The following is a 26,932-nucleotide window of genomic DNA, read 5'->3' on the forward strand; positions in this document are numbered from 1 at the left end:
TCTCCGGTCAGGCGTCGACGTAGTCGACGACGACGGCCGCGTGGTCGCTGACGCGCTCGGCCGCGCTGGCCGGTCGGTCGGTCCCGGCGGCCACGGCCCGCTTGGCCAGCGCGGGGGTCGCGAGGTGGTAGTCGATCCGCCAGCCGGTGTCCCGGTCGAAGGCGCCGCCCATCCACGACCACCACGACATCGGTCCGTCCGCGTCCGGGTGCACGTGGCGCACGACGTCGATGAGGGTGCGCGGTGAGACGATCGAGGAGAACCACTCGCGCTCCTCCGGCAGGAATCCCTCCGACCTGGCGCTCCCGCGCCAGTTGGTCAGGTCCTGGCGGGTGTGAGCGACGTTGAGGTCACCGAGGAGCAGGAAGTCCCGGCCCGCGGCCCGCGCCGCCTTGCGGGAGCGGTCGAGCTGCCGGGCGAAGGAGGCGAGGAAGCCCATCTTGCGCTCGTACTTCGCCCCGCCGTCCGGCGCCTCGCGCCCACCCGACTTCTGCAGATGGGCCGGTAGACCCCCCTTCGGCAGGTAGAGGGAGGCGACGGTGACCGAGCGGTCGGACAGGTCCACCTCGACGTACCTCCCCTCGGAGGCGAAGGGGGCCAGTCCCCGCGCCATCGTCCCGGGCGGGGAGGGCTCCCGGTGGGTGTGCTCCTCACCGGGGGCGCGCATGAGCACCTCACCGTCCCAGGTGCGCACGGCCGCCGGGCGCTCGCGGGTGAGCACGGCGACGCCGTTGCGGCCGGCGATGTGGCCGGGCTCGTAGGTCAGGTGGTACTCGCCGAAGACACCCTGCGGCAGCTTGTCCGGGGAGCAGCGGACCTCCTGGAGCGCGACGACGTCCGGGTCGCGCTCGGCGAGCCACTGCTCGAAGCCACGGCGCTGCGCCGCCCGGATACCGTTGACGTTGAAGGTGGCGACGCGCATGCGGGCCGGGTCAGGCACCGACCGCGGCGATGTCCGCCGGCGTGGGGTCGGAGTGGACGTCGCTGTGCTCGGGGTGCTTGGTGAGCCACGTCTTGACGTAGGGGCACAACGGGACGATGAGCAAGCCGTCCTCGCGGGTCGCCTCGATCGCCTCGCCGACGACGATCCCGCCCAGGCCCTGTCCGCCGAAGTCCTCGCCGATCTCGGTGTGGGAGAAGACACGACGGCCTGCGTGGTCCGTGAACTGCGTGAACCCCGCCACTCTCCCTTCGGTCGTGATCTCGAAACGGTCCGGGTTGCTCTCGCGGGTGACGGAGGTAGTCATGGGGGCCACTGTGCCACGCGCCCAGACCTGTGAGAGAGGCCACTTCCCCGGGTTGCCGGGGGTGTGCGTGTCTTCTCACCCAAAGGACAGGCACACGGGACCGGCGGCCGGGCCGCTACCGTGGCCCCCCTGAACCCGCCCCGACGATGATGGAGAAGATCCGCATGTCTGCTCCCGCGCTCCACCCCCTCTTCACGAACCATTTCGACGAGGTGATCGCCCGAAACCCCGGTGAGAAGGAATTCCACCAGGCGGTCTACGAGGTGATGTCGTCGCTGTCGCCGATCGCGGGCCGGGTCCCGGAGTACGCCCAGTGGTCGATCATGCAGCGCATCTGCGAGCCGGAGCGCCAGATCATCTTCCGCGTCCCGTGGACGACCGACACGGGCGAGGTGCACATCAACCGCGGCTTCCGCGTCGAGTTCAACTCCGCGCTCGGCCCGTACAAGGGCGGGCTGCGCTTCCACCCGAGCGTGAACCTGTCGATCATCAAGTTCCTCGGCTTCGAGCAGGTCTTCAAGAACTCCCTGACCGGCATGCCCATCGGTGGCGGCAAGGGCGGTTCCGACTTCGACCCCAAGGGCAAGTCGGACCAGGAGATCATGCGCTTCTGCCAGTCCTTCATGACCGAGCTCTACCGCCACATCGGCGAGTACACGGACGTGCCTGCCGGTGACATCGGTGTCGGTGGCCGCGAGCTCGGCTACCTCTTCGGCCAGTACAAGCGCATCACCAACAGCTACGAGTCCGGTGTCCTCACCGGCAAGGGCCTGTCCTGGGGCGGCTCGCAGGTGCGCACGGAGGCGACCGGCTACGGCACCGTCTTCTTCGCCCAGGAGATGCTCAAGGAGAGGGGCGAGTCCCTCGACGGCAAGACGGTCGTCGTCTCCGGCTCCGGCAACGTGGCGATCTACGCCGTGGAGAAGATCCACCAGTTCGGCGGCAAGGTCATCGCCGTCTCCGACTCGGGCGGCTACGTCGTCGACGAGGACGGCATCGACCTGGCGCTGCTGCAGGAGATCAAGGAGGTCCAGCGCGGTCGCCTGACCGACTACGCCCGGGCGAAGGGGGGATCCGTCCGGCACGTGGCCGACGGCTCCATCTGGGACGTCCCGTGCGACGTCGCCCTGCCGTGCGCCACGCAGAACGAGCTGACCGGGGACCACGCCAAGGTCCTCGTCGAGAACGGGCTCCAGCTCGTCGCCGAGGGCGCGAACATGCCGTGCGTGCCGGGTGCCGTCGAGGTCTTCCGCGACGCCAAGGTGCTCTACGCACCCGGCAAGGCCTCCAACGCCGGTGGTGTCGCCACCTCCGCACTGGAGATGCAGCAGAACGCCAGCCGCGACTCCTGGGGCTTCGAGGAGACCGAGGCGCGCCTCGAGGACATCATGCGCGACATCCACCGCAACTGCGTCGAGACCGCGGCCGAGTTCGACCAGCCCGGCGACTACGTCATGGGCGCCAACCTCGCCGGCTACATCAAGGTCGCCGACGCGATGGTGGCGCAGGGCGTCATCTGATCCACCACGCGCCCCACCGATACGAACTACTGCAGGCAGCCCTTCGTATCGTCTGCAGTAGTTCGTACTGCGGCGGACGATACGAAGTGCGGCTGACGCTCGGCTCGTCAGGTGATCGGCTCGTGGCAGTCGCACCCGCACCGCTCGTCGAGGTCGTCCTGGTCGTGCGTCACCTCGAAGCGCGAGCCGAGGCACAGCGAGACGAGCGAGACGCAGTAGGGGTTCTCGCAGATCTCGAACCGCCCCTGCTCGTGTCGACGAAGCAGCTCCACCACCGCGAGCATCGCCCCCGCCTCCAGGGCGCTGAGGTGCGGCGCGTGCAGTCGCGCTCGCAAGAGGGTCAACTCGGCGGTGTGGTCGGGTCGATCCGTGACGTCTCGGTACATACCGCCCACCCTGAGCTCCGGCGAAGGGGGAGTCAGCTCCCCTCGACGGGTCGTAGCTCAACCGCAGCTTTGACGTCGAGTCCCGGAATAGTTGTGTGTTGAACCGGTAGCTCCAGGTGCCGGTTCACCGCACACGGCGTCCCCGGCAGCGGGGACCACCGGTTCAACACACAACCGTGGTGAGTCACGGCCTCCGTCACCTGTAGACTGGACACAGCAGCCGCCCAGTTCTGCAGCGTGCTGCTCTTCTTCTTGCAACGATGCCAACGCGCCGCGACCGCCCTGTGCGGGTCCGCGCCGGGCAGAACCGAAGCATCATGACTCCCTCAGGAGCACCCCTTCGTGACCACCACGTTCGCCGACCTCGGCGTGCCCACCGCCCTCACCTCGATCCTCGAGAAGGACGGCATCACCACCCCCACCCCCATCCAGGCCGCGACGCTGCCGGACTCCCTCGCCGGCCGTGACGTCCTCGGCCGCGGGCGCACCGGCTCGGGCAAGACCCTCGCCTTCGTGCTGCCGATGCTCACCCGCCTCGCGGCCAGCGACAAGCGCCGCCAGAGCCGGCGTCCCCGCGCCCTCATCCTCGCGCCGACCCGTGAGCTGGCGACGCAGATCGACGAGGCCCTCGCCCCCTTCGCCGCCGTCCTCGGCATGCGCAGCCGCACCGTCTTCGGTGGCGTCGGCCAGAACCCCCAGGTCAACGCCATCGCCAAGGGCGTCGACGTCGTCGTGGCCTGCCCCGGCCGCCTCGAGGACCTGATGAACCAGGGCCACGTGAACCTCGACTCCATCGAGATCACGATCCTCGACGAGGCCGACCACATGGCCGACCTCGGCTTCCTCCCCGGCGTGAAGCGCATCCTCGACAAGACCCCGCGCGGCAGCCAGCGGATGCTCTTCTCCGCCACGCTCGACGGCGCGATCAACCAGATCGTCAAGCGCTACCTGGACCAGCCGGTCACCCACGAGGCCGACTCTGCGCAGTCCCCGGTCGCGAAGATGACCCACCACGTGCTGCACATCCAGTCCAACCAGCACCTGCCGGTCCTCACCGACCTCGTCGCGGCCCCCGGTCGCAAGGTCGTCTTCACCCGCACCAAGCACCGCGCCAAGCGGATGGCCCGCCAGCTCAACGCCGCCGGGGTCCCCGCGGTCGAGCTGCACGGCAACCTCAGCCAGGGTGCGCGCACCCGCTCGATGGACGCCTTCCACTCCGGTGCGGCCCAGACGCTCGTCGCCACGGACATCGCCGCCCGCGGCATCCACGTCGACGACGTCGCCCTCGTCATCCACGCCGACCCGCCGGTCGAGCACAAGGCCTACCTCCACCGCTCGGGCCGGACCGCCCGCGCCGGTGCCGAGGGCACGGTCGTCACGCTCATGACCGACGAGCAGGTCCGCGACGTGCGTGACCTCACCCGCAAGGCCGGCATCAAGCCGACGACGACCAAGGTCACCTCCGGCGACGCGCTCCTCGCTGAGCTCGCCCCCGGTGAGCGGGCCTACCCCGGCGGCTTCGTCGCCGCGACCCCGCAGCAGCAGACCGGGGCGAAGGGGGGTTCCCGCGGCGGTGGTCGTGGCGGCTCCGGCCGTGGTGGCCAGGGCGGTCGCAACGGCGGCGGCGCCGGTGGTCGCGGTGAGCGCGGCGGCGCCGGTCGCAACCGCAACGGCCAGGGCTCCGGTCGCGGCGGCCAGTCGCGCGGTGCCGGTCAGGGCCGCAGCGGCGGCTCGCGCCAGGGCGGCAACTCCCGCGGTGGCAGCGTCGTCGCCTTCTCCTCCAGCAGCTCGGGTCGCAGCCGCTGAGCGGACGCCTGAGCGCGGGGACGGTGTTCCCGAAGCGACGAAAGATGGGTCGGTCCGACTCAGGGGCTGAGCTTGCGAAGCCCCAAGGACCGGCCCATCCTTTCGTTCGGTGAGGTTGGCTCTGCCCCTCAGCCGAACACGGACACCGTCTGCCGGCTGATCGCCACGAGCCGACCGTCCGGGTGCCAGATGCGGGCGTCGGTGTGGGCGTACCCGTCCGCGGCATGGTCGGTGTGCACGGCATAGGCCCAGTGGGTGTCCGGCTCGGCGGTCACGTCGTCGAGGAGCTCGAGGGTCCAGGTGAGGCTGCTGCCGGGCGCGGGCTTCGCCAGCATCTGGATCACCGCGGGCGGCCAGGAGTCGGCGAGGCTGACGAAGTGCCGCTCGTCGAAGGTCGGCGGCGCCTCGCGGAAGCGCATCCACCCCGTCATGTGCGACGTCTCCGCGCCCGAGTAGGGGACGTTCCCGTCGGCCAGGCGCATCTCGACGTGCTGGAAGAAGTCCGGCGTCATCCCGGGGATGTAGGGCAGCGGGTCGATCGTCATGGGCTCGGGCAGCTGCGGCATCGCCATCGCCGAGCGCACCGTCAGCGCCGACTCTCGGGGCGCGCCGAAGGCGGCCAGCGCCGCAGCCACGACCGTGTCCGCCTGGCGCAGCGTCACCAGGCCCTGCGTCGCGCTCTTGCCCGAGCGCAGGATCTGCACGTCGACCTCGGCCGGGCCGGGCGTGACCGGCGCGACGAAGTTGACCGTGAGGCTGCGCAGCGGCACGTCCGCGGGCAGCTGGGCCCGCAGCGCGGAGTGCATCAGCCCCCCGACGAGCCCGCCGTAGGTGGCGCGGCCCTGGCCCCAGCCCTCCTCGACGTGGGCGGTGCCGGTGGCGGCCTGGTCGAGCATCTCCTGCAGATTCATGGGCTCACCCTAAGCAGGCCTCAGGAGTCGAGCTGCACCTGTGCCCGGTAGCCCTCACGGAAGGTCGGGTACCGCAGCCGGAAACCGCTCTCCCGCAACCGTGCGTTGCTCATCCGACGACCGCTCGGCTCAGTGCTCCCGGTCGGTGCCGGGCGCGGCAGACCGAGCTCGTCGGCGACGAAGTCCCGCACGGCTCCGGCGGGTGCCGGCTCGTCGTCGGTGCCGATGTAGAGCGGCTGCAGCGGGTCGACCCGGGTGAGCAGGTGCACGGCGGCAGCGGCCGCGTCGTCGCGGTGCATCCGGTTCGTCCACTTCCCCGGGTCGGGGTTCTCGCCGCGCCGGACCCGGGTGACCAGGCGGTTGCCCGGCGCCCCGTACAGACCGCTGAGGCGCAGCACCGCCCCCTTCGTCCGCTCGTGGAAGAGCCGCTCGGCCTCGAGCAGCACCTCCGCCCGCCCGGTGGACGGCGCGGGTGCGGTGTCCTCGTCGATGTCCCCCTCGAGGTCGCCGTAGACGCTCGTCGAGGAGATGAGCACCGCCCGCTGCGGGGTGCCGGCGCGCAGCACGGCATCGACCCCCCGGCGCATCGCCTCGACGTAGGTGTGGCGGTACCCGGTCTCGTCCCGCTGGTCGGGCGCGAGCGCGACGAGCAGCAGGTCCGCGGGCAGGTCCGGCAGATCGTCGGTGGCGAGGTCCGCGGAGACACCGGTGATCTGAGGTGGGAGTGCCTCGATGGTGCGGCGGACACCGGTGACGTGGTGGCCGGCGTCGGCGAGGGTGGTCCCGACGCGGATCCCGAGGTCACCGGCGCCGATGAGCACGACGCGAAGGGGGGATCCGTCAGCTCGGTAGGAGGTCACCGCCCGATGGTCCCACGCCCTCACCCGCAACTGCTTGGGCTCCTGCAAGCCAGGCACCGCAACTGCTTGGGCTCCTGCGAAAACCTCGGCGCTCTAGGGTGTCGCCATGACCAATGCTGACCCGCTGACCGTGTGGGACGAGGCTGCGCAGGATCTCCTGAGCCTCCTCCACGACCTGTCCGAGGAGGAGTGGGGCCGCCCGGCGCTCCCCGGCTGGACCGTGCGCGACGTCCTTGCCCACCTTACCCACCTGGAGTCCGAGGCGGCTGGCTTCGAGCAGCCGGCGGGCGGTCGGGTCGTGGTCGAGCCGGCCCGCAACCAGCCGATGCCGATCGAGGTCACCCGGGCCGGGGTCGCCGCCCGGCGTGATCGGTCGGCCGAGGAGCTGCTCACCGAGCTCGAGCGGGCGTGCGCCGTGCGTCGCGAGGCGCTGGCGAGCGCGGACCTGAGCGACCCGAAGGCCCCCGCGCTCGGCCTCGCCGGCGAGCTGGGCTGGGACATGCGGACCTGGCTGCGCAACCGGCCCATCGACCTGTGGGTCCACGAGCAGGACATCCGCCGCGCGACCGGCCGGCCGATGACCACGGCGACCACGGGGGCGGCGCACGTCGCGGGCGTGATGACCGCTGCCTTCCCGGCTGCGCTGCGCAAGCTGCCCGCCGGCACCTCCGTCGTCGCCCACGTCAGCGGTCCGCAGGGCCGGGTCCTCACCGCTCGGGTCGGCGAGGACGGGCGAGCCGCCCCCTTCGACCCCGAGGACGGCGCCGAGGTGGAGGCGGTCGTACTGGAGATGAGCGACGAGACCTGGCTGCTGCTCACCGGCGGGCGGCTCGCGCCTGCGGACGCCGACGTCGCGGTGACCGGCGACGCGGACGTGGCCGCGCAGGTGCTGGGGCGGCTCAACGTCACCCCGTGAGCCGCAGTCGAAGACGAAGCGCGACCTCGAGGCCGCGCTTCGTCTTCGACCCAGGCCTCCGGCCCGCGTAGCGTGGCGGCATGAAGCATCGATACCTCGGCAACAGCGGTCTGAAGATCTCCGAGATCGCCTACGGCAACTGGCTCACCCACGGGTCGCAGGTGGAGGCGGACGCGGCGAAGGCGTGCGTGCGCGCCGCGCTCGACCACGGCATCTCGACCTTCGACACCGCCGACGTCTACGCCAACACCGCCGCGGAGAGCGTCCTCGGCGAGGCGCTCGTGGGGGAGCGGCGCGAGTCGCTGGAGATCCTCACGAAGGTCTACTGGCCGACCGGGCCCAAGGGGCACAACGACTCCGGCCTGTCCGCCAAGCACATCCGCGAGTCGATCGACGCCTCGCTGGTGCGGCTGCGCACGGAGTACGTCGACCTCTACCAGGCGCACCGCTTCGACACGGAGACGCCGCTGGAGGAGACGATGCAGGCCTTCGCCGACGTCGTGCGCTCCGGCAAGGCCCTGTACATCGGCGTCAGCGAGTGGACCGCCGAGCAGATCCGTGAGGGGCACGCGCTGGCCAAGGAGCTCGGCATCCGGCTGATCTCCAACCAGCCGCAATACTCGATGATCCACCGGGTCATCGAGGGCGAGGTCGTCCCGACCTGCCAGGAGCTCGGCCTCTCCCAGGTCGTGTGGTCCCCGATCGCCCAGGGCATCCTCACCGGCAAGTACCAGCCCGGTCAGCCGCTGCCCGAAGGGAGCCGCGCCGCCCACGAGGAGGCCGGCCAGTCGATCGCCGGCCGGGTCAATGACGACGCCCTCCTGACCGCCGTGCAGGGTCTGCGGCCGATCGCCGAGGAGCTGGACCTGACGATGGCCCAGCTCGCCGTGGCATGGGTCCTGCAGAACGACAACGTCTCGGCCGCCATCATCGGGGCCTCGCGCCCCGAGCAGGTCGAGGAGAACGTCGCTGCTTCTGGCGTGGTGCTCGAGCCGGAGGTCATGACGAGGATCGACGACGTCCTCGGCGACCACGTCGCGAGCGACCCGGCGATCACGGCCAAGCAGGCGCCGCAGGAGCGCCCGAGCTGACCGCCCGAGCCGACACGGCCGCGCCCGCGTCGCGGGTGAGGCCGTGCTCCGTCTCGGAGACGCACGAGCTCAGAGGCGCACGAGCATCTTGCCGGTGTTCGCGCCCTCGAGCAGGTCCATGAAGGCCCGCGGCGCGCCCTCGAGACCCTCGCGCACGGTCTCGTCCCCGACCAGCCGTCCCTCGGCCAGCCAGGTGGCGGCGTGGGCGCGGTACTCGTCGGCCAGGTGCGGGTACTGACCGACGATGAAGCCGCGCAGGGTCAGACCCTTGCCGATGGCCTGGAACAGGTTGCGCGGGCCCGGGGCGGGCTCGGTCGCGTTGTACTGGGAGATCGCCCCGCACATCGCCACGCGTCCGAAGCGGTTGAGGTGACTGATCGCCGCCTCGAGGTGGTCGCCGCCGACGTTGTCGAAGTAGACGTCGATGCCGTCCGGGGCGACCTCGCGCAGGCCGTCGCGCACGGAGGTCTCCTTGTAGTTGAAGGCCGCGTCGTAGCCGAGCTCGAGCAGGCGCTCGATCTTCGCCGGGGAGCCGGCCGAGCCGACCACCCGCGCGGCACCGAGGGCCTTGGCGATCTGGCCGGCGACCTGCCCGACGGCTCCCGCGGCGCCGGAGACGAAGACGGTCTCCCCCTCACGCATCCCGGCGATGACGGTCAGACCCACGTAGGCGGTCACCCCGGGCATGCCCAGGACGCCGAGGTAGGCGGATGCCGGCGCGGCATCGGTGTCGATGACCCTCGCCTCCGCGGCGGGGAGCGTGACGTGCTCGCGCCAGCCGAGACCGTGCAGGACGTGGGCCCCGACCGGTGCATCCGCCGAGCGCGAGGCGATGACCTCGCCGACCGCCCCGCCGTCCAACGGGGCATCGATCCGGAAGGGGGCGACATAGGACTTCGCGTCGTTCATCCGCCCGCGCATGTAGGGGTCCACCGACATGAGCGTGTTGCGCACGAGGATCTCGCCGTCTGCCGGCTCCGGCAGGTCGACGGTCTCGAGGCGGAAGTTCTCCGGCGTCGGCGCGCCGTGCGGTCGGGAGGCCAGGGAGATCTGACGGGTGGTGGTCGGGGTTTCTGCGGAGTGTTCGGGCTGCATGCGGCGACAGTTGCACCCAACCGGGTTGTGCACAACTTGGTTGTACGCAATTCATCCACACTGCTTGGATGGGCGCGTGGCACGCAGGCGGACGGTGGACCGGTTCGACGGGCGGATCCTCGGGGCCGGGACGAGCAGCGGGGTACGGCTCGTGGTCGGCGACTGGGCCGGCTCGCCGCTCGGCTCCTTCACCGATGTCATGGTCGCCACCGCCGACGACCGCCGGGTGCTCCTGGCGCCCACCGAGGCGGTGGCCGACTACGTCACCTCGACCTACACCTTCGACGAGGTGGTGCGATGCGACGTCGCGCTGACCGAGACCGCGGCGGAGGCCGGCACCCGCTGGCTCGTCGAGGCCGGCCCCCTGGTCGCCCGCCTCGACCTCGGCTCGCGGACGGCGACCGGGTGGCTGCTGGCGGCGATACCCGGGCCCCTCTCCCGCAGTCGGGTCTTCGCGACCCTCGCCGACCCGGTGGCACGCCTGGTCCACCCGGGCGTGCGGACCCGGGGCAGCGCCGGCAACGGGCGCCGGGAGTACTACGGCGCCCGCGACCAGCACGCCGTCACCCACGTGGCCGGGACCTGGCAGGGCCGGGACCTGGGGCGCCTGGGCGATGTCGCCCCCGACCCGCGGTTCGGCTTCAGCTCCACCCCCGCGCGCCCGTCCCTGACCCGGGTCACCACCACCGTCGTGCGGGTGTGAACACCCCGTGACCGGGTAGTGCGCCGACCTGCGGCGCCCTCCGGTGCCGCACCTCCATGCCTGAGAAGGAGAGCCACATGCCGCACGAGAAGGACGTCGTCACCTCGATCATGAAAAACACGCGGATCGCGGTCCTGACCTATGTCGACGAGCAGGGGCGTCTGGTGTCCATGCCGATGGCCACGCAGGACTTCGACGACCCGGGGGTCGTGCACTTCATCACCGAGGCCGTCGCCGACAAGATGTCCGCCATCGCGGCCACCCCACAGGTCAACGTCGCCTACTCCTCCGATGACGGGTGGGTCAGCCTCAGCGGCACCGCCCGACGCAACGACGACCGCAGCCTGCTCGAGCAGCTCTGGGGGCCGGGGAACGCCGCCTTCATGCCCGGTGGCCCCGAGGACCCCAACAGCACGGTGCTCACGGTCACCGCGGAGACGGCCTCCTACTGGGAGTCGCCCGGGAAGGCCGCGCTGGTGGTGGAGATGGCCAAGGGCGTCGTCGGCGACCACCAGGCCAAGCCCGGCGACTCCGGCACCGTCTCCCTGTGATCCGGGAGGGCGGGCGCGTCAGGGGCTGATCGGCACCTCGACGCTCGTCGGCGATCTGTTGGTCGGGTCGGGTGCACCTCGGCCGGACACCCGGCGCCGGTCGCTCGGGTCGGGTAACGTCGATCGCGTCCGAAGCTCCACAACTCGGTGCCCGACGGGGTTCGTCAGACCTCGTCGCATGGAGGACACGATGACCACGACATCCACCCGCCCGGACGTCACGAGACTGCTCGCACGCTTCCGTGACGTCCGCAGCCGTACCGATCGCCTGACCCGGGACCTGAGCCCCGAGGACCAGACGCCGCAGTCGATGATGCAGGCCAGCCCGGCCAAGTGGCACCGGGCCCACACCACCTGGTTCTTCGAGGAGTTCGTCCTCGGCAGCGACCCCGGGTACCGGCCGCGCAACCCGGCCTTCCGGTACCTCTTCAACAGCTACTACGAGGCCGTCGGGGAGCGACACCCGCGAGCCGCCCGCGGCCAGGTGACCCGCCCCGGGGTCGACGAGGTCGCCGCCTACCGCGAGGACGTCGAGCGGCAGGTCGCCGACCGGCTCGCCGCGGGCAGCCTCGACGACGCGGCGCTCGACCTCGTGGAGCTGGGCTGCCACCACGAGGAGCAGCACCAGGAGCTGCTGCTGATGGACCTCAAGCACCTCCTGTCCGGCAACGTCCTGCAGCCGTCCTACGTCGACCGGTCGCCCGATCCGGACCCCGGCGCCGGACCCGACCCCCTTCGCTGGACGCACCTCCCCGGCGGGCTCACCCAGGTCGGCGACGACGGCCGCGGGTTCGCCTTCGACAACGAGCGTCCCCGCCACCGGGTGTGGCTCGAGGACGTGGAGGTCGCCGGCAGGCAGGTGACCAACGCCGAGTGGATGGAGTTCATCGCCGACGGTGGCTACCGCGATCCCCAGCTGTGGCTGTCGGACGGGTGGGCGACGCTGCAGGCGACCGGCTGGGACGCCCCCGGCTACTGGCGCCGGGACGAGGACGGGTGGACGACGTTCACCCTCTCGGGTCGCCGCCCCGTCGTCGCGGCCGAGCCGGTCTGCCACATCTCGTACTTCGAGGCCGACGCCTTCGCGCGGTGGGCCGGGTACCGCCTGCCCACCGAGCAGGAGTGGGAGGCCTTCGCCGCCAGCGGCGACCAGGTGCGCGGCGAGCTGCTCGACCCCGAGCGGTGCCACCCGGCAGCCGCCCGCGAGATCACGCTCGGCAACGTGTGGGAGTGGACGGCCAGCGCCTACCTGCCCTACCCCGGCTTCGAGACGGCACCCGGCGCGGTGGGCGAGTACAACGGCAAGTTCATGAACGACCAGCACGTGCTGCGCGGTGCGTGCGCCATCACGCCGCCGGAGCACCCGCGGATCACGTACCGCAACTTCTTCCCGGCGGACTCGCGCTGGGTCTTCTCCGGTCTGCGGCTCGCCCGGTGAGCCGGGAGCAGCTCGAGGCCGACCTGCGCGCCGGCCTGTGGTCGCCGCCGCCGTCGCTGCCGCCGCGGTGGTTCTACGACGAGCGCGGCAGCCGCCTCTTCGACGAGATCACCGGCCTGCCGGAGTACTACCCCACCCGGGCCGAGCACGAGATCCTGGCGCGTCGCAGCGCGGAGATCATCGAGATCACCGGTGCCCGCGCCGTCGACGAGCTCGGTGCCGGCTCCTCGACGAAGACCCGGGTCCTCCTCGATGCGCTGACCACCGGTGACCGGCAGGCGGTGTACGCACCGCTGGACATCAGCGGCGAGGTGCTCCTGGAGACCGCCGACCGGTTGCGAGCGGAGTACCCGACGCTGACCGTCGCGCCGGCCGTGGCCGACTTCCACCACCTGCCCTCGCTCGCCGGGGAGCCGGGCAGGCGTCTGCTGCTCTTCCTCGGCGGGACCATCGGCAACTTCACCGGTCCCGAGCGCTCGGACTTCCTGGCGATGGTGCGCGGTGCACTCGTCCCGGGGGACCACTTCCTCCTCGGCGCGGACCTGGTGAAGGACCCGGCTCGGTTGGTCGCCGCCTACGACGACGCCGCCGGCGTCACCGCACAGTTCAACCTCAACCTCATCGACGTCATCAACCGGGAGGCCCCGGTCACCGGGCTGCACCGGGAGGACTTCGAGCACGTGGCGCTGTGGGACGAGGACGCGCTGCACATCGAGATGCGCCTGCAAGCCGTCCGTGACGTCGAGGCGGACTTCACCGGTATCGGCCGTCGGTGGCGGCTGGCGAAGGGGGAGCACCTGCGGACCGAGATCTCCCGCAAGTTCCACCTCGATGCGCTGCACGCCGAGCTGGCGGACCACGGGTTGGCGACGGCGACGGTCGCCGGGTGGACCGACGAGGCGGGCGACTTCTCGCTCACTCTCGCCCGCGCCACCTGAGGGCGCAGTGCGCTGGTCGAGGGGTCAGGCCGTGGGCGGGACCGGACCCTCGGCGCTCGTCTCCACGACGTCCGCACCGGCAGCGGGTGGCATCCCGGCCGCGACCGCACCGGCCGGCGGCGCGGCGAAGTCGTCCACGGTGCCCGGGGCCCGGTCCGTCCCGGGGAAGCGGCGCAGGTCGAGCGTGACCGGGAAGTCGGTCACGGCCGGGCCGAGGCTCGCGAGCGGGTCCGGCAGCGCGGCGACGTCGACCGGTCCCGGGGTGTGGCCGCCGACGACGAAGCGCGCCGCACGGCGGGACTCGGCCGCCGCCGCGTTGACCGGGAAGCTGCTGTAGGAGATCCCGCCCGGGTGCGTCACGTGGTGCGTGAAGCCGCCGAGCGAGCGCCCGGACCACCGGTCGACGAGGTCGAAGACGAGGGGGCCGTGCACGCCGATCGTCGGGTGCAGCGCGGACGGCGGCGCCCACGCGCGGAAACGGACCCCACCGACGAAGGCGCCGGTGCTCCCCTTCGCCCCGACCGGACCGCCCCAGCCCTGCTCGGCCACCGGGACCATCGGCACCGGGACGCCGTTGCACGTGACGACGTGCCGCCCCTCGACGAGGCCGACGGCGCGGACCTGGACCTTCTCCACGGAGGAGTCGACGTAGCGGGCGGTACCGGACTGGCTGACCTCGTCGCCGAGGACGTGCCACGGCTCGATCGCGCTGCGCAGTCCCAGCTCGACCCCGCCGACGACCGTGTCCCCGAGCCGCGGGAAGCGGAACTCGAGGAAGGAGTCGAACCACGCCGGGTCGAGCTGCCCCACGCCCTGCGACCCCAGGTAGCGGTTGACGTCGTCGATGACGTCCCGCAGGTCGGCGGCGACGAAGGCCGGCAGCAGGTATCGGTCGTGCAGGCGGGTGCCCCAGTGCACGAGCGGGGCGGAGTAGGGCTCGTCCCAGAACTTCGCGACGAGCGAGCGCACGAGCAGCGCCTGCAGCAACGCCATCCGCGGGTGCGGGGGCATCTCGAAGCCGCGCATCTCGAGCAGCCCGAGACGCCCGCGCTCGCTGCCGGGGGCGAAGAGCTTGTCGATGCAGAACTCCGCGCGGTGGGTGTTGCCGGTGATGTCGGTGAGCAGGTGTCGCAGCAGGCGGTCCACCAGCCACGGCCGGGTGTGCCGCTTGACGTAGTGGTCCCCGGTCAGCGGCTCGGTGATGTCCTGCGCGTCGTGCTCCATCGCCAGCACGTGGTCCATCTGGGCGAAGGCGATCTCGAGCTCGTAGAGCGTGTCGGAGCGGCCCTCGTCCACGCGCGGCGCCTGCGACGTCGGCCCGACGAAGCGCCCGGAGAAGAGGTAGCTCAGCGCCGGGTGGTGCTGCCAGTAGGTCACGAGCGAGCGCAGCAGGTCGGGGCGGCGCAGCAGCGGGCTGTCGGCGGGGGTGCGACCGCCGAGGGTCAGGTGGTTGCCACCGCCGGTGCCGGTGTGCGAGCCGTCGACGTCGAACTTCTCGCTCGCCAGGTGGATCTGCCGGGCGTGCTCGTGCACGGACTCGGTCTGCTCGACGAGCTCGGTCCACGAGGAGGTGGGGGAGACGTTGACCTCGATGACGCCGGGGTCGGGCGTGATGGACATGGTGCGCACCCGCTCGTCACCGGGCGGTGGGTAGCCCTCGAGGACGACCGGCTGTCCGAGCTCGGTCGCGGCGCCCTCGACGGCCGCGATGAGCCCGACGGCGTCCTCGAGATCCTCGAGCGGCGGCAGGAAGACGAAGAGGTGTCCGTCGCGGTGCTCCACGGCCAGCGCGGTGCGCGGCGCCTCCTCGATCGGGATCACCTGCGCGGGAGCTCGCAACTGCCTGGGCTCCTGCGTGCTGGCTGCCCCCTCACCCTGCAACTGCTTAGGCTCTTGCGAATTGAATGCCCCCTCACCCTGCAACTGCTTGGGCTCCTGCGAAGGGGGGACGGCGGCCGGCAGCGCTCCGCGCGGGGCGAAGGGGGATCGCTGCGGCGTGATCGGCCCCTCGCCCCACGCGATGGAGCCGAGCGGCAGACGCAGTCCCGCCGGTGAGTCACCCGGGACGAGGGCGAGGAAGCCGCGGCGGGTGCGCCAGGTCGTCGTCGCCCAGCCCTCGCCGTCGGGTGCGGGGAAGACCGGCAGCACCCAGGCAGCCGGCGTGTCCGCGTCGACGGCCTCGTCCACCCCGGCCACGTGGGCGGCCCGGGCCCGCTCGTCGGCCAGCTCGGGGGAGTCGGGGGGCAGGTCGCCGGCGGTGGGCCCCTCGCCGGCCGGCAGGCGCGCCTCCGTGACGAGTCGCTGGAGCGGGTCCTCGACGGCCGGGGCGAGGTGCGCGACGTCGATCCCGAGCCGGCGGGAGATCGCGACGGCGAGGTCGCGGGCGGCGCCGACGGCCTCGGGGGAGCCGGACTCGAGGCGGGCCTCCCCCCACGGGTCGTCGAGCAGGTCGGGGTCGCTCCACAGCGGCTGGCCGTCGGTGCGGTCGGCGAGCATGATCTGCCAGCGGGGCAGGGGCTCACCCGGGTACCACTTGCCCTGGCCGTGGTGGCGCAGCGTGCCGGGAGAGGACAGCCGGCGCGCGAGCGCCATGGCCAGCCCGCGCTTCTGCTCGCCGTCGGCCGCGGTGTGCCACTGCGGGTCGGTCGTCCCGCCGGCCGCGACGAAGGTCGGCTCGCCGCCCATGGTCAGGCGGACGTCCCCCTTCGCCAGCAGGCCGTCGACCGCCTCGCCCACCGCGGTGATCCGGGACCACTGCTCCTCGTCGACCGGCTTGGTGACGCGCGGGTCCTCCGCGAGGCGGGTGACGGTGTTGGCGAAGTCGAAGTCGACGCCGACGGGGCCGGTGGCGCCGCTGATCGGAGCGGCGGAGGAGGGGTGCGGAGTGCACGAGAGGGGGATGTGCCCCTCGCCGCAGAGCAGCCCGGACGTCGCGTCGAGGCCGACCCAGCCCGCGCCGGGGACGTAGACCTCGGCCCACGCGTGCAGGTCGGTGAAGTCCTCCGCCGGCCCGCTGGGGCCGTCGACCGCGGCCTGGTCGGTGCTCAGCTGCACGAGGTACCCGGAGACGAAGCGCGCGGCCAGCCCGAGGTGGCGCAGCGCCGCGACGAGGAGCCACGCGCTGTCGCGGCACGAGCCGATGCCTCGGTCGAGGGTGTGCGCGGGAGTCTGCACGCCGGCCTCGAGGCGGACGGTGTAGTCGACGCTCTCGCGGATGGCGCGGTTGAGGCCGACGAGGAACCCGACGATCGGGGTGCCGGCGCCCACGGCCGCGTCCCGGGGTGCGGTCAGGAGCGAGGGCATCCGCTCCTCGAGCCAGGCGACGACGTCGGGGGACGTGGCGGCGCCCCCGCGACCCCCTTCGTCGCCCACGGGGTGGAGGTACGGGGCGAGGTCGCCGCGCAGCTGCTCCGGGTAGGCGAAGGGGAAGGTGGCCGCCCAGTCCTCGACGAAGAAGTCGAAGGGGTTGATGACCGTCATGTCCGCGAGCAGGTCGACGGTGACCTCGAGGTGGTCGACCTTGTCCGGGAAGACGACGCGCGCCAGCCAGTTGCCGAAGGGGTCCTGCTGCCAGTTGACGAAGTGGTTCTCCGGCTCGATGCGCAGCGAGTAGCTCGGGACCGGCGTGCGCGCGTGCGGCGCCGGGCGCAGCCGGATCGTGTGCGGATAGACCTGCACGGGCTCGCTGAAGCGATAGCTCGTGCGGTGCTCGAGGGCCACGCGGATGGTCACCCGCCCACTGTAGGCGCGGGTGGGGTGCCGGATGGCGGGGCGAGGGGCCCCGTCGGAGACAATGCGGGGATGACCACCGTCCCGACCACGCCCGTCTGGCGCCTGCCCGGGATGCTAATCCTGCTCGTGGCGACGGTCGCCGGCTTCAGCGGCTTCTCGGCGCTCATGCCGGTCGCGCCGCTCTGGGCCGCCCAGGGGGGCGCGGACTCGGCCGGGGTCGGGGCCGTCAACGGCGTCCTCATGCTCTTCACGGTGCTCACCCAGCCCTTCGTCCCCGTCGCGGTGCGACGGTGGGGGTGGGGGCCGGTCATGGCGGCCGGTCAGCTGCTGCTCGGCCTGCCCGCGCTGCTCCACCTCGTCGCCGACGAGCTGTCGTGGGTCCTCCTCCTCGCGGCCGTGCGCGGTCTCGGCTTCGGGATCCTCACCGTCACCGGCAGCGCCGCCGTGGCGAACCTCGTCGACCCGAGCCGGCGCGGTCAGGCGGTCGGCGTGTACGGGCTGGCCATCGCGGCGCCGCAGGTGGTCTTCATGCCGATCGGCCCGTGGCTGGCGCAGGAGATCGGCTTCTGGCTGGTCTTCGCGGCCGGGGCGCTGCCGGTCATCGGCGCCGTCCCCGCGTGGCTCGCCGGCCGGTCCCTCGTCGTCGAGCCCGATGACTCGCCCGTGACGCACTCGCGGGCGCAGGTCCACCGCTCGCTCGTGCGCGCGATGCTCCTGCTGCTGGGCGTCACCCTCGCCGGCGGTGCGCTCATCACCTTCTCCAGCGACCTCGCCGGCGCGGCCTGGCTCGCGACCGTGGCGCTGCTCGTGCTCACCGGCGCCGCCGCCGTGACCCGGTGGAAGATGGGCGCGCTCGCCGACATCTACGGGACCCGGCCCTTCCTGTGGCCACTCGTGCTCGTCACGAGCACCGGGCTCGTCCTCGTCGCGGTGTCGCTCACGCGGGACGGGGCACCGGCTGCGGCCCTGCTCCTGCTCGGCGTCCTGTGCGTCGGGATCTCCTACGGTGCGTTGCAGAACCTCACCCTGCTGCTCGCCTTCGCCTCCGTCTCGCGGCGTGACTACGGCACGGCGAGCGCGGTGTGGAATGTCGGCTTCGACGCCGGCACCGGGCTCGGCTCGGTCCTCGTCGGTGCGATCGCCGCCGGGGCGTCGCTCACGGAGGCGCTGCTCGTGGCCGCGGTGCTGTCCCTGGCCACCCTGCCCCTGGCGCTGGTGCGGGGACGCCCCGCAACTGCCTAGGCTCCTGCGCGGTCTGGTGCGCAACTGCCTAGGCTCCTGCGCGGTCTGGTGCGCAACTGCCTAGGCTCCTGCGCGGTCTGGTCCGCAACTGCTCAGGCTCCTGCGGGGCGAAGGGGGGAAGCGCCCCCCTTCGCCATGGGCTCAGTTGTGCGGCTGCCAGGTGCAGACGCACGCCCGGTTGCCGTCGGCATCGGCGAGGACCCACCAGGCGGGGGCGTACTCGTCGGTGACGAGCTGACCACCGGCCGCGACCACCGCGTCGACCCGCTCCTGCGCCACGTCGTGCGGCACGTACACGTCGAGGTGGAAGGGACCCCCGACGCCCGGCTCATCGGTCACCTGGAACCAGATCTCGGGCAGCTGGCCGTCCGGGCTCGGCAGGGAGGTGCTGTCGTGGGGGGCCGGTGCGTGACCGGTCAGGGCCGACCAGAAGTCGCGGATCCTGTCCGGGTCGGCCGTGTTGATGCCGACGGTCATCGCGGTGGGGACCTGCGGGGCGTGCTCGACCTCGCGGTCGTCCGCGAGCCGGGAGATCACGCCAGCGAGCTGGATGTCGCGCGAGGTGATCCCGCCCACGTCGTGGCTGACCATCCGCAGGCCGACCCAGCCGTAACGCAGGTCGATGTCGGGGTGGTGGTTGGCCTCGTCGGCGGCGGTGGCGATCTCGTCGACGAGCCGCAACGACTGGTCGAAGTCGTTGGTGATCAGGCGCGTGCACAGCATCCCGTTCACCTCGCGCCACCCGACGGGGGCCTGGTCGTTCACCTGCTGGCTGGTCAGGACCTGCTTGGCGTCATCGTTCATGTGACCCACGTTAGGCCGCTTTCGGGTTCACCCGCACTGGTACGGCTCGGTAGCCTCGCGGGATGACCGGCGCCGCGTTCTTCGATCTCGACCGCACCCTCCTGCCCAAGGCCTCGGGCCCGGCCCTGTCGGCCGCGATGCGGGAGACGGGTGTCGTGTCCGCGCGGCTGCCGGGGGAGGCGCTGCTCTTCGGCTACTTCAACCTCCTCGGGGAGTCCCTCGGGTCCATCGCCCTCGCCCGCCAGGCCGTGCTCGTGGCCAAGGGGCGTCCGGCCGATGCCTTCGACGAGGCCGCGCAGCTGGCGGCGGACGTGCTCGAGCCGATGGTCGGGCCCTTCGCCCACATGCTCATCGACGAGCACCACGAAGCCGGACGACCGGTCGTGCTGGCGACGACGACCCCGGAGCACCTCATCCTGCCCTTCGCCGAGCGCCTCGGCATCGACTACGTCATCGCCACCCGGTACGAGGTGGACGACACCGGCCACTTCACCGGCCGCAACGACGGCCACTTCGTGTGGTCGATGGGCAAGGTCGCCGCGGTGCGCGAGTGGGCGGCGGAGGAGGGCATCGACCTCGACGAGTCCTTCGCCTACTCGGACTCGATCTACGACGCGCCGCTGCTGAGGGCCGTCGGCAACCCCGGTGCGGTCAACCCCGACCCGCGGCTGCAGGTCCTGGCGACCGCGGCCAAGTGGCCGGTGCTGCACTTCGACGCCTCACCGGGCGTCTTCAAGGTGCCGGTCCTGGGCGTGGAGCTGCAGCGCCTGGTCACCCTGCTCGCCCGACCCGAGGTCTTCCCGTACGCCAGGTTCACCGTCCGGGGCACCGAGAACGTCCCCGAGACCGGTCCGGCGATCCTCGTGGGCAACCACCGCTCGTACTTCGACGTCGCAGCGATGGTCGTCGCGATGGGACGCACCGGCCGGACCGCACGCTTCCTGGGCAAGAAGGAGCTCTTCGACGTCCCCGGCCTCGGCAGCTTCTTCCGTGCCGGTGGCGGGATCAGCGTGGACCGCCGGCAGGAGGACCCGGACAGTCCCGACGCCTTCGCCTCCGCCATGCGCTCGCTCGCGGGCGGGGAGATGCTCGCGATGATGCCCGAGGGGACGATCCCGCGCGGCATCCACTTCTTCGAGCCCGGCATGTCCGGCTTCACGGGCGCAGCCCGGCTGGCCCACCTGAGCAGGGTGCCGGTGATCCCCTTCGCCATCACCGGGACGGAGAAGGTCTGGCCCCGGTCCTCGCGGGTGCCGCGCATGCTGAACCTGCTCGATCCGCCCGAGGTGACGATGACCTTCGGCGAGCCGGTGGAGCTGAAGTACCGCTCGGTCCGGCGTGACATGGAGCGGATCTTCGACGCCATCACCGGCCTGCTCCCGGACGAGGTCGCCAACCCGCCCCGACCCACGATGGCCGAGCTCGCGCTGACCTACCCGGACGGCACGGTCCCCGACGAGGACCGGTGGTTCGCGGTGGACGGGGGCACCGACGGTGAGGCGTACGTCGAGGGGTCTGACGAGAGCTAGGCGACGCCGACCCGACCCGGTCTACGCCTCGCCGAGCTCGTCCGTGGCGAAGCGGAGGCCGTGGGTGACGGCTTCGGCGAAGGGCCGGGAGGTGGTGGGTACGTACGCGGCCACGACCGCAGCCACATGGGCGTGGAGCGTGCCGGCGTCTGCGCTCGCGCGGATCGCGGAGAGGATCTGCTCCAGGGCCCAGTGGTTGTGTCCGATGCGGGCGTGGTCCACGGCGTCGCGCCGAGGCCCCGACGGTGGCTCGGAGAACAAGGGGTAGGCGTCATACAGGGCGCCGTCCGGGCGAAGGTCGGCAGCGGTGACGTCCTGGTCGGGGTGGGCGTGGCGCCAGGCGTGCCCGAGGGAGTAGGTGAACGGGAACCGCTTGGTGAATGTGGTGCAGAACGGGCACGGGCAGTCCCAGACGCGGTCGGGGTCCGACGCCAGCCACCCGGCGCTCTTGCGGATCCGGATCTTCAGGTAGGCCGGCGTGGTGACGTAGAGGACACCGTCGCGCACCGCGTCCTTGATCGGGCTGGTGGCATCGAAACTCAGCGCGGTGCCACCCCCGGATGCCAAGGCCACCAGCGGCAGCATGATCGGGGCACCGAGCCCGAGGAAGTGGAATGCCCGCGGCGCGTGGCCGGCCCTGGAACGGTAGCCGTCCCAGAACCCGCGAGCGGCCAGCACGGTGCGGGTGTAGCGGTTCGGCAACCGGCCGGCGAAGTCGATCCGGCGGCGGCCGATGATCACGTGGTCGGTGTAGTTGGCGTCGGCCATGTAGGCGCCGAACCCCATGGAGATCCGGGTCAGCCCGTGCTCGGCGAACACCGCGCCGGCGTCGTGGGCGGTGTTGTAGGACTCCGCGCTCGCCACCGGGTAGTAGTGCGAGGCGAGGTCGTTCGGCAACGTGGTGATCCGGTCGACGGCACGCCGGGCGACCGTGGTGTTCATCCTGCGCCAGTCCCGCCTGCGTCGTCCGGTGTAGGTGCGCTCCAGGTCCAGCGCCAACCAGCAGGCAGCGGTGATGTCCTCCACGCCGATCACCTGGGTCGGGTCGAGCGCCAGCTGGCCGGCCAGGCTGGCCTCACCGGTGCCGGCCAACGTCCGGGCCAGCTGGTGCGCGCGAACGGACAGGTCGAAGTAGTCGGCCTGCAGCCGCTCGGGGAGCTCACCCGGCCGCAGCGACCGCCCCAGCAGCGTCTCGACCGCATCGGCCCGTTCGTCCAGGGCGTCGGACTCCTGGGACAGGGCGGCCCTGACCTGACCGATCAGGGTGAAGTTGCCGTTGTCGGCCATCAGGTCCAGCCCCTCGCTGCGGACCTGCCGAGCAAGTTCGGCCAGCTGCGGGGTGGCGTTGTTGGGGGCCAGCAGGTAACCACCCGGTGGCAGGTCCACGTTCGCCGGCGTGAAGGTGTCCGGTGAGAGGTTGAAGAAGAACCGCGCCGACACACCGCACCGCCGACGAGCTCAGTTGCGTTTGTGGTCGTTCAGGCACGCGAGGTATGCCTGCTGGGCCTCCGCCGCCGCGGTGGTCGCATCCACGGCCTCCTTGCCGGAGTCGCGTACATCGCACCAGGAGGTGGCTGCCTCCCAGATCCCACCCACACACGCGGGAGTGGTCGCCAGCCCGGCGGCCAAGCCGGCGGCGAAGCCGCCTGCTGTGGTGGCGCACAGGGCGAGCGCCTTGCCGGTATCGGCGCGGGCCTCCTGCAGGTCGTCCTTGGTCTCCGTGGCGGCCTGTTCGGCGTCCCGGCGGGCATCACGAGCCTCGTCCCTCAGTGCGTCGCACGCAGCCATCGTGTCTCCCTTTTTCTGGCTCACCTGGCGAACGGGGCGTAGATCAGCTCCGCGGCCCCGCGGGTGGGGTCCTCGCTGTCGTCCGGGCCGGCGGTGTGGCCGCCCAGCGACCAGCACAGATTGAGGTTGCTGCGCCACACGTCGAGCCAGCGTCCCGCGGTGAACCACAGTCGCGCCTGCCACCACTGCTGTCCCATCGCGGAGGGCGCCAACGCGTCCACCTCAACCCCCGGCCGCCCCTCCAGCCGGGCCGAGGTGGTGCGGTAGACCCCGTGGGCGATCACGTAGCAGCCGAGGGTGATGCCGATGTGCGGCGGGTGCAGGAAGGTGGTGCTCATCTCCACGCTGGTACCGCTGGAGGCATCCTCGACGACCATCCGTCCCACGAGTTTGCCGTCCGACTCACGGACCGCGCTGGCGCCGACGACGAAGCCCTCGACCTGCACGAACTCGCCGTCGTCGTCGGGCCCCAGGTGGGCGATCTCGGTGTCGCGACCGTTGGGCGGGTCCGCGGCGAAGGGGGCCCCACCGGCCTCGAACAGACCGGTCACCGCATCGGACGGGTCGCGCAGCGTCAGGTCCAGGCGCAGCAGATCAGCCACGCTCGCACTCGCGATCGCCCGCCGCAGCAGCAACCCCCCGCGGGCCAGGACCCGGCCGATCCGCTCGGCGTCCCCGTTGCGGCCGGCCTCCCGCAAGGCCGCCACCCACGCCCTGCCGGTCGCCTGCATCGTGGCGGCGGGCACCACGATGTCCTGGACCGTTGCCGCCAGTGCCGCGGCCGCCGTCTCCACCGCGAGCGGCTGCCCGCCGAGGCAGGCAGCGTGCAGCGCCTGCTCCGCTGTCTCCACCACCTCGCCCAGCTCGGCGTGCGTCTGCTCCAACCGGCCCAGCTGGGTCCCGAACCCGGACAGGTCGAGGGACCCCGGGTCGGTGGAGTTCACCACCCAGTGCACCAGCCCCAGCAAGCCGCGCGCGCCTGCGGCCACACACAACGCCGCCTCCAGGTCGGTGGTCGGTGCCTGCCCCAGTACCGCTGCAGTCGCCCGGGCCTCATCGAACACATCCGCGTTGATCGACCCCGCGGCCACCTGGTCGAGCAGCAGGTCTGCTCGTGCCCCCAGTGCCGGGTCGATGTCGTGCAGCATGTCCCGGATGCCCTGCGCCTGTGCGCCGTGGTCGCTTCGAGCCGCCAGCTGCGACAGCCCATCGTGCAGCTGGGCCGCGATCTCCATGGCCGAATCGGCCTGCGCCGCGTCAGAACGGCGGACCGCCCGGATCGCCACCCCATGACCGTGCCCGGCACCCAGCAGGTCCAGCGACACGCGCAGCATCCCCGGCCAATCCGCGTCCCGAGCAGCCTGACGTTGCGCGACCAACATCCCCGCCAGCGCGTGCCCGCTCTGCTCCGAGACCGGCGGAACCGGCACGTCCGCCACACCTCCGAAAGCCCCACCTGCCATCGGATCCACCTCACCCAAGGAATCTTACGAATCTACTCCTGCCGCCCCCGAATAGCGAGGCCCTCGGGAGCGGGCCCGGGCTGTGCTCGCCCCCTCGCGAACCACGTGCAGGTGGACAGCACGAAGGGGGTGGCCGCAGCCACCCCCTTCGCCCCTCCCCCCGGAGGTCTCTACAGGCCGACCTGGTCGGCCGCGTACTCGGCCTGCTCGCGGGTGTAGCCGTCACCGGCGTCCGAGGTCAGCTGCTCGATCAGCCCGGACCGGGAGAAGGACATCAGGTCCAGGTAGCTCTCCGCGGCCTTGACGGCCTGCTCGTTCCAGTCGACGTCGGACTCGATGTGCTCCACCGCGAACGTGGCCACGTCCTGCGGGTAGTCGTCGCCGGCGGGCGAGGACAGCTGCTCGATGAGGCCCTGCTTGGAGAAGGGCATGAACTCCAGGTAGTTCTCGGCCGCGCGGACTGCGTTCTCCTGCTCAGTGGTCATCTCCGCGGCGGGTTCCTCCGCCTCGTCCTCGGTGGCCTGGTCCTCGGTGGCCTCCTCGGCGGAGGTCTCCTCGGCTTCCTCCGACGCCGTCGTCTCCTCGGCGGGCTCCTCCGTCGCGGCCTCCGCCGACTCCTCAGCGGCCTGGGAGGTCTCGCTGCCGGTCCCGGTCGACGAGTCACCACCGGCCAGCGTGGCGAGGCCCGCACCGCAGCAGACCACGACGACGAGCAGCGTGACCCCAAGGACGACGGACAGGACCTTGTGCCGGGCGAACCAGCTCTGCCTGACCGGTGGGACGGGCGGGTTGGTGGGCTGCCACTGGGGTGACTGTGGGGGCTGCTGGCTCATGGTCCGACTCCTGTTTCCTCGTTCGTTGTCACCGCAGATGCAACCGCTCGGCGGCGCCGTGCCGCCTCGACCGAACGGTTCGACCCCGATGACCGAAGGGATGAGTCGGCTGTCCCTGCACGCCCCTACGATGCGGACCATGGACCTGGGGGAGCAGGTGAAGGGGTGGGCACGCGCCACGTGGTGGCGCTCGGTGCTGTGGAGCCTCGCCTGCCTCGCGAGCGTCAGCTTCGCGGTGGACGCCGGGGAGACCCGAGCCGATCGTGCGGCCGGCAGGACTCCCGATGCCGTCTCCGGCGACTGGTGGATGTTGCTCTGGGTCCTCGGCCTCGGCCTGATCATCCTGCTGTGGTGGCGCCGGCGCTGGCCGTGGCAGATCGCGATCGGTTCCTCGGTCCTGATCCTCCTCACCCCGCTCGACCCGCTCGTGGCCCTGGCCGCCCTCCTGCAGGTGTGGATCCGCTGCAGCTGGCGACTGGTCGCCGTGGCCACGACGTTCGTGGCCGCGGCCACCTTCGCCGCCACCTGGCGCGACACCCGCGGGATCTCGTCCGAGGGCTCCTTCTGGTGGCTCTGGTTCTCCAGCGAGGAGGGCACGGTCATGGGTGCCTTCGAGTGGTGGGCCCCGGTGATCATCACGGTCGTCGTCATGGCGGCCTTCATCGGCATCGGGTGGCTGCGCCGTGAGCTGTCGCGGAGCCGCGCGAGCGGGGAGGGGCACCGGGTCGTCGCCGCCGAGCTCTCCGACGAGGTCGCCCGGCAGGCCGAGCGCGAGCGCATCGCCCGCGAGGTCCACGACGTCATCGGGCACCGGCTGTCCCTCCTGTCGATCCACGCCGGCGCCCTCGAGGCGCAGACCCGCGACCGCGACGACCGGCTGGCGGGGTCGGCCAGCCTCGTGCGCGAGTCCGCGGCGCAGACCTCCGCGGACCTGCGCTCGTTGCTCGAGGTGCTGCGCCGACCCGACGACCCGGACCTCGCCGAGGCCGTCCCCGGGATCGACGCGATCCCGGCACTCGTCGACGAGACCGTCGCCCACGGCATGCACCTCGTGGCCACCGTGATGATCGACGGCGCGTCCACGCTCGACCCGGTACTCGGCCAGACCGCCTACCGCGTCGTCCAGGAGCTGCTGACCAACGCCCGTCGCCACGCCCCCGGCTCCGGTGTGCGCCTCGTGGTGCAGGCCCGGCCCGACCTCGGCGTGACGATCGAGGCGGCCAACCACCGCCTCGAGTCCGGCCCGCTGGTCAAGGGCAACGGCCTCACCGGGCTGGACGAGCGGGTCGCCCAGGTCGGCGGCGAGGCACACGTCCACGTCGACGACCAGGGCGTGCTGCGCACGGCGGTGCGGCTGCCGTGGCGGTTCACCGCCACGACCGACGGGACCGCGCCATGACCGCCACCCCCATCCGGGTCCTCCTCGTCGACGACGACCCGCTCGTGCGTTCCGGGTTGCGCTACATGCTCGAGGCGTCGCCCGACCTGCTCGTCGTCGCCGATGTCGGCTCTGGGGAGGAGGCCGTACCGGCGATCCACGCCCACCGACCCGATGTCGTCCTCCTCGACTACCGCATGGGCGAGCTCGACGGCATCAGCACCACCCGGGAGATCCGGAGGCTCGACCCGTCCCCGAAGGTCGTCCTGCTGACCACCTGGGACCTGGACGACCTGCCGCTCACGGCGGTCCGGGCCGGCGCCAACGGCTTCCTGCTCAAGACGGCCGGCCCGGACGAGATCACCCGGGCGGTGCGGGACGCGGCCGCCGGCCACGCCCCCTTCTCCCCGCAGTCGGCGCAGCACGTCGTCACCCACGTGCGCAACGGCGACACGGGCGGACGCCGTGAGCAGGCCGCACGTCTCGTCGCGACCCTCAGCGAGCGTGAGCGCGAGATCTGCGTCCGGCTCGCGGACGGCGCGACGACGGCGATGGCCGCCACCGCGCTGCACCTCGCCGAGTCGACGATCAAGACCCACCTGCGCAGCGCGCAGGCCAAGCTCGGCGTGGGCTCCCGCGCCCAGCTGGCCGTGATCGTCGAGCGGGCCGGCCTGCTGGACTGAGCAGGCGCCGAGGCGCTG

24 protein-coding genes are annotated in these 26,932 nt (G+C 72.0%); 12 read left to right on the forward strand and 12 right to left on the reverse strand.

The window, feature by feature from the left end:
• Nucleotides 1-7: 7 nt before the first annotated feature.
• Together O9K63_RS13255 and O9K63_RS13260 are read right to left on the reverse strand one after the other, a co-directional pair.
• Nucleotides 8-922, reverse strand: coding sequence for an exodeoxyribonuclease III (locus tag O9K63_RS13255; protein ID WP_277238551.1), 915 nt, complete (start codon nucleotides 920-922; stop codon nucleotides 8-10).
• A 10-nt stretch (nucleotides 923-932) separates the two neighbouring features.
• Entirely contained in the window at nucleotides 933-1,247 is a 315-nt protein-coding gene (locus tag O9K63_RS13260) for a GNAT family N-acetyltransferase (RefSeq protein ID WP_277238553.1), read from the reverse strand.
• Between the two features lie 164 nt (nucleotides 1,248-1,411).
• On the opposite strand from O9K63_RS13260, the gene gdhA reads away from it, so the two are divergent.
• Nucleotides 1,412-2,767, forward strand: coding sequence for an NADP-specific glutamate dehydrogenase (gdhA, locus tag O9K63_RS13265; protein WP_277238555.1), 1,356 nt, complete (start codon nucleotides 1,412-1,414; stop codon nucleotides 2,765-2,767).
• A 107-nt stretch (nucleotides 2,768-2,874) separates the two neighbouring features.
• Here the strand turns inward: gdhA and O9K63_RS13270 are convergent, their stop codons facing one another.
• Nucleotides 2,875-3,153: a hypothetical protein gene (locus tag O9K63_RS13270; protein ID WP_277238557.1), complete on the reverse strand. Its 279-nt coding sequence runs from the start codon at nucleotides 3,151-3,153 to the stop codon at nucleotides 2,875-2,877.
• 342 nt (nucleotides 3,154-3,495) lie between these two features.
• Between O9K63_RS13270 and O9K63_RS13275 the strand changes: the two genes are divergently transcribed.
• Nucleotides 3,496-4,959: a DEAD/DEAH box helicase gene (locus O9K63_RS13275; protein WP_277238559.1), complete on the forward strand. Its 1,464-nt coding sequence runs from the start codon at nucleotides 3,496-3,498 to the stop codon at nucleotides 4,957-4,959.
• 128 nt (nucleotides 4,960-5,087) lie between these two features.
• Here O9K63_RS13275 and O9K63_RS13280 read toward each other — a convergent pair whose 3' ends face one another.
• Both O9K63_RS13280 and O9K63_RS13285 read right to left on the reverse strand, forming a co-directional pair.
• On the reverse strand, nucleotides 5,088-5,870 hold the full coding sequence (locus O9K63_RS13280; RefSeq protein WP_277238560.1) for an acyl-CoA thioesterase: 783 nt from the start codon (nucleotides 5,868-5,870) through the stop codon (nucleotides 5,088-5,090).
• A gap of 20 nt (nucleotides 5,871-5,890) precedes the next feature.
• Nucleotides 5,891-6,730, reverse strand: coding sequence for an NAD-dependent epimerase/dehydratase family protein (locus O9K63_RS13285; protein WP_277238563.1), 840 nt, complete (start codon nucleotides 6,728-6,730; stop codon nucleotides 5,891-5,893).
• 106 nt (nucleotides 6,731-6,836) lie between these two features.
• Between O9K63_RS13285 and O9K63_RS13290 the strand changes: the two genes are divergently transcribed.
• Together O9K63_RS13290 and O9K63_RS13295 are read left to right on the forward strand one after the other, a co-directional pair.
• Complete coding sequence (locus O9K63_RS13290) at nucleotides 6,837-7,646, forward strand: maleylpyruvate isomerase family mycothiol-dependent enzyme (protein WP_277238565.1); 810 nt, start codon at nucleotides 6,837-6,839, stop codon at nucleotides 7,644-7,646.
• 80 nt (nucleotides 7,647-7,726) lie between these two features.
• The gene (locus O9K63_RS13295) at nucleotides 7,727-8,737 is read left to right on the forward strand and encodes an aldo/keto reductase family protein (RefSeq protein ID WP_277238567.1); all 1,011 of its coding nucleotides are present in this window, start codon (nucleotides 7,727-7,729) and stop codon (nucleotides 8,735-8,737) included.
• A 69-nt stretch (nucleotides 8,738-8,806) separates the two neighbouring features.
• On the opposite strand, the gene O9K63_RS13300 is transcribed toward O9K63_RS13295, so the two are convergent.
• Entirely contained in the window at nucleotides 8,807-9,832 is a 1,026-nt protein-coding gene (locus O9K63_RS13300) for an NADP-dependent oxidoreductase (protein WP_277238569.1), read from the reverse strand.
• A 76-nt stretch (nucleotides 9,833-9,908) separates the two neighbouring features.
• Here O9K63_RS13300 and O9K63_RS13305 point away from each other — a divergent pair, with 76 nt between their 5' ends.
• From O9K63_RS13305 to egtD, 4 genes are all read left to right on the forward strand, one after another.
• A complete protein-coding gene (locus O9K63_RS13305) occupies nucleotides 9,909-10,535 on the forward strand; it encodes a hypothetical protein (RefSeq protein ID WP_277238571.1) in 627 nt (208 codons plus the stop codon).
• A gap of 77 nt (nucleotides 10,536-10,612) precedes the next feature.
• Nucleotides 10,613-11,086: a pyridoxamine 5'-phosphate oxidase family protein gene (locus O9K63_RS13310; RefSeq protein ID WP_277238573.1), complete on the forward strand. Its 474-nt coding sequence runs from the start codon at nucleotides 10,613-10,615 to the stop codon at nucleotides 11,084-11,086.
• 190 nt (nucleotides 11,087-11,276) lie between these two features.
• Nucleotides 11,277-12,524, forward strand: coding sequence for an ergothioneine biosynthesis protein EgtB (gene egtB / locus O9K63_RS13315; protein WP_277238575.1), 1,248 nt, complete (start codon nucleotides 11,277-11,279; stop codon nucleotides 12,522-12,524).
• A complete protein-coding gene (gene egtD, locus O9K63_RS13320; RefSeq protein ID WP_277238577.1) occupies nucleotides 12,521-13,462 on the forward strand; it encodes an L-histidine N(alpha)-methyltransferase in 942 nt (313 codons plus the stop codon). The genes egtB and egtD overlap by 4 nt, the downstream gene beginning before the upstream one ends.
• A gap of 24 nt (nucleotides 13,463-13,486) precedes the next feature.
• On the opposite strand, the gene O9K63_RS13325 is transcribed toward egtD, so the two are convergent.
• Nucleotides 13,487-17,194 (reverse strand): DUF2126 domain-containing protein, encoded by a 3,708-nt coding sequence (locus tag O9K63_RS13325; protein ID WP_277238579.1) that lies wholly within the window; start codon nucleotides 17,192-17,194, stop codon nucleotides 13,487-13,489.
• Nucleotides 17,195-17,263: 69 nt separating this feature from the next.
• On the opposite strand from O9K63_RS13325, the gene O9K63_RS13330 reads away from it, so the two are divergent.
• Nucleotides 17,264-18,436, forward strand: a complete 1,173-nt coding sequence (locus O9K63_RS13330; protein WP_277238581.1) for an MFS transporter — start codon at nucleotides 17,264-17,266, stop codon at nucleotides 18,434-18,436.
• A 141-nt stretch (nucleotides 18,437-18,577) separates the two neighbouring features.
• On the opposite strand, the gene O9K63_RS13335 is transcribed toward O9K63_RS13330, so the two are convergent.
• A complete protein-coding gene (locus O9K63_RS13335) occupies nucleotides 18,578-19,240 on the reverse strand; it encodes a VOC family protein (RefSeq protein WP_277238583.1) in 663 nt (220 codons plus the stop codon).
• A gap of 62 nt (nucleotides 19,241-19,302) precedes the next feature.
• On the opposite strand from O9K63_RS13335, the gene O9K63_RS13340 reads away from it, so the two are divergent.
• Nucleotides 19,303-20,769 (forward strand): HAD-IB family hydrolase, encoded by a 1,467-nt coding sequence (locus O9K63_RS13340; protein WP_277238584.1) that lies wholly within the window; start codon nucleotides 19,303-19,305, stop codon nucleotides 20,767-20,769.
• 21 nt (nucleotides 20,770-20,790) lie between these two features.
• Here the strand turns inward: O9K63_RS13340 and O9K63_RS13345 are convergent, their stop codons facing one another.
• The 4 genes from O9K63_RS13345 to O9K63_RS13360 form a co-directional block, all read right to left on the reverse strand.
• Complete coding sequence (locus O9K63_RS13345) at nucleotides 20,791-22,209, reverse strand: hypothetical protein (RefSeq protein ID WP_277238587.1); 1,419 nt, start codon at nucleotides 22,207-22,209, stop codon at nucleotides 20,791-20,793.
• A gap of 18 nt (nucleotides 22,210-22,227) precedes the next feature.
• A complete protein-coding gene (locus O9K63_RS13350) occupies nucleotides 22,228-22,557 on the reverse strand; it encodes a hypothetical protein (RefSeq protein ID WP_277238589.1) in 330 nt (109 codons plus the stop codon).
• Between the two features lie 20 nt (nucleotides 22,558-22,577).
• Entirely contained in the window at nucleotides 22,578-23,987 is a 1,410-nt protein-coding gene (locus O9K63_RS13355; RefSeq protein WP_277238591.1) for a hypothetical protein, read from the reverse strand.
• 203 nt (nucleotides 23,988-24,190) lie between these two features.
• The gene (locus tag O9K63_RS13360) at nucleotides 24,191-24,853 is read right to left on the reverse strand and encodes an Ltp family lipoprotein (RefSeq protein WP_277238593.1); all 663 of its coding nucleotides are present in this window, start codon (nucleotides 24,851-24,853) and stop codon (nucleotides 24,191-24,193) included.
• Between the two features lie 139 nt (nucleotides 24,854-24,992).
• On the opposite strand from O9K63_RS13360, the gene O9K63_RS13365 reads away from it, so the two are divergent.
• A complete protein-coding gene (locus tag O9K63_RS13365) occupies nucleotides 24,993-26,252 on the forward strand; it encodes a sensor histidine kinase (protein WP_277238594.1) in 1,260 nt (419 codons plus the stop codon).
• A complete protein-coding gene (locus O9K63_RS13370; protein ID WP_277238595.1) occupies nucleotides 26,249-26,914 on the forward strand; it encodes a response regulator in 666 nt (221 codons plus the stop codon). The genes O9K63_RS13365 and O9K63_RS13370 overlap by 4 nt, the downstream gene beginning before the upstream one ends.
• The last annotated feature ends 18 nt before the right edge of the window (nucleotides 26,915-26,932 follow it).

The organism is Janibacter cremeus, from assembly GCF_029395675.1.
In the GTDB taxonomy this organism is placed as follows: Bacteria; Actinomycetota; Actinomycetes; order Actinomycetales; family Dermatophilaceae; genus Janibacter; species Janibacter cremeus_A.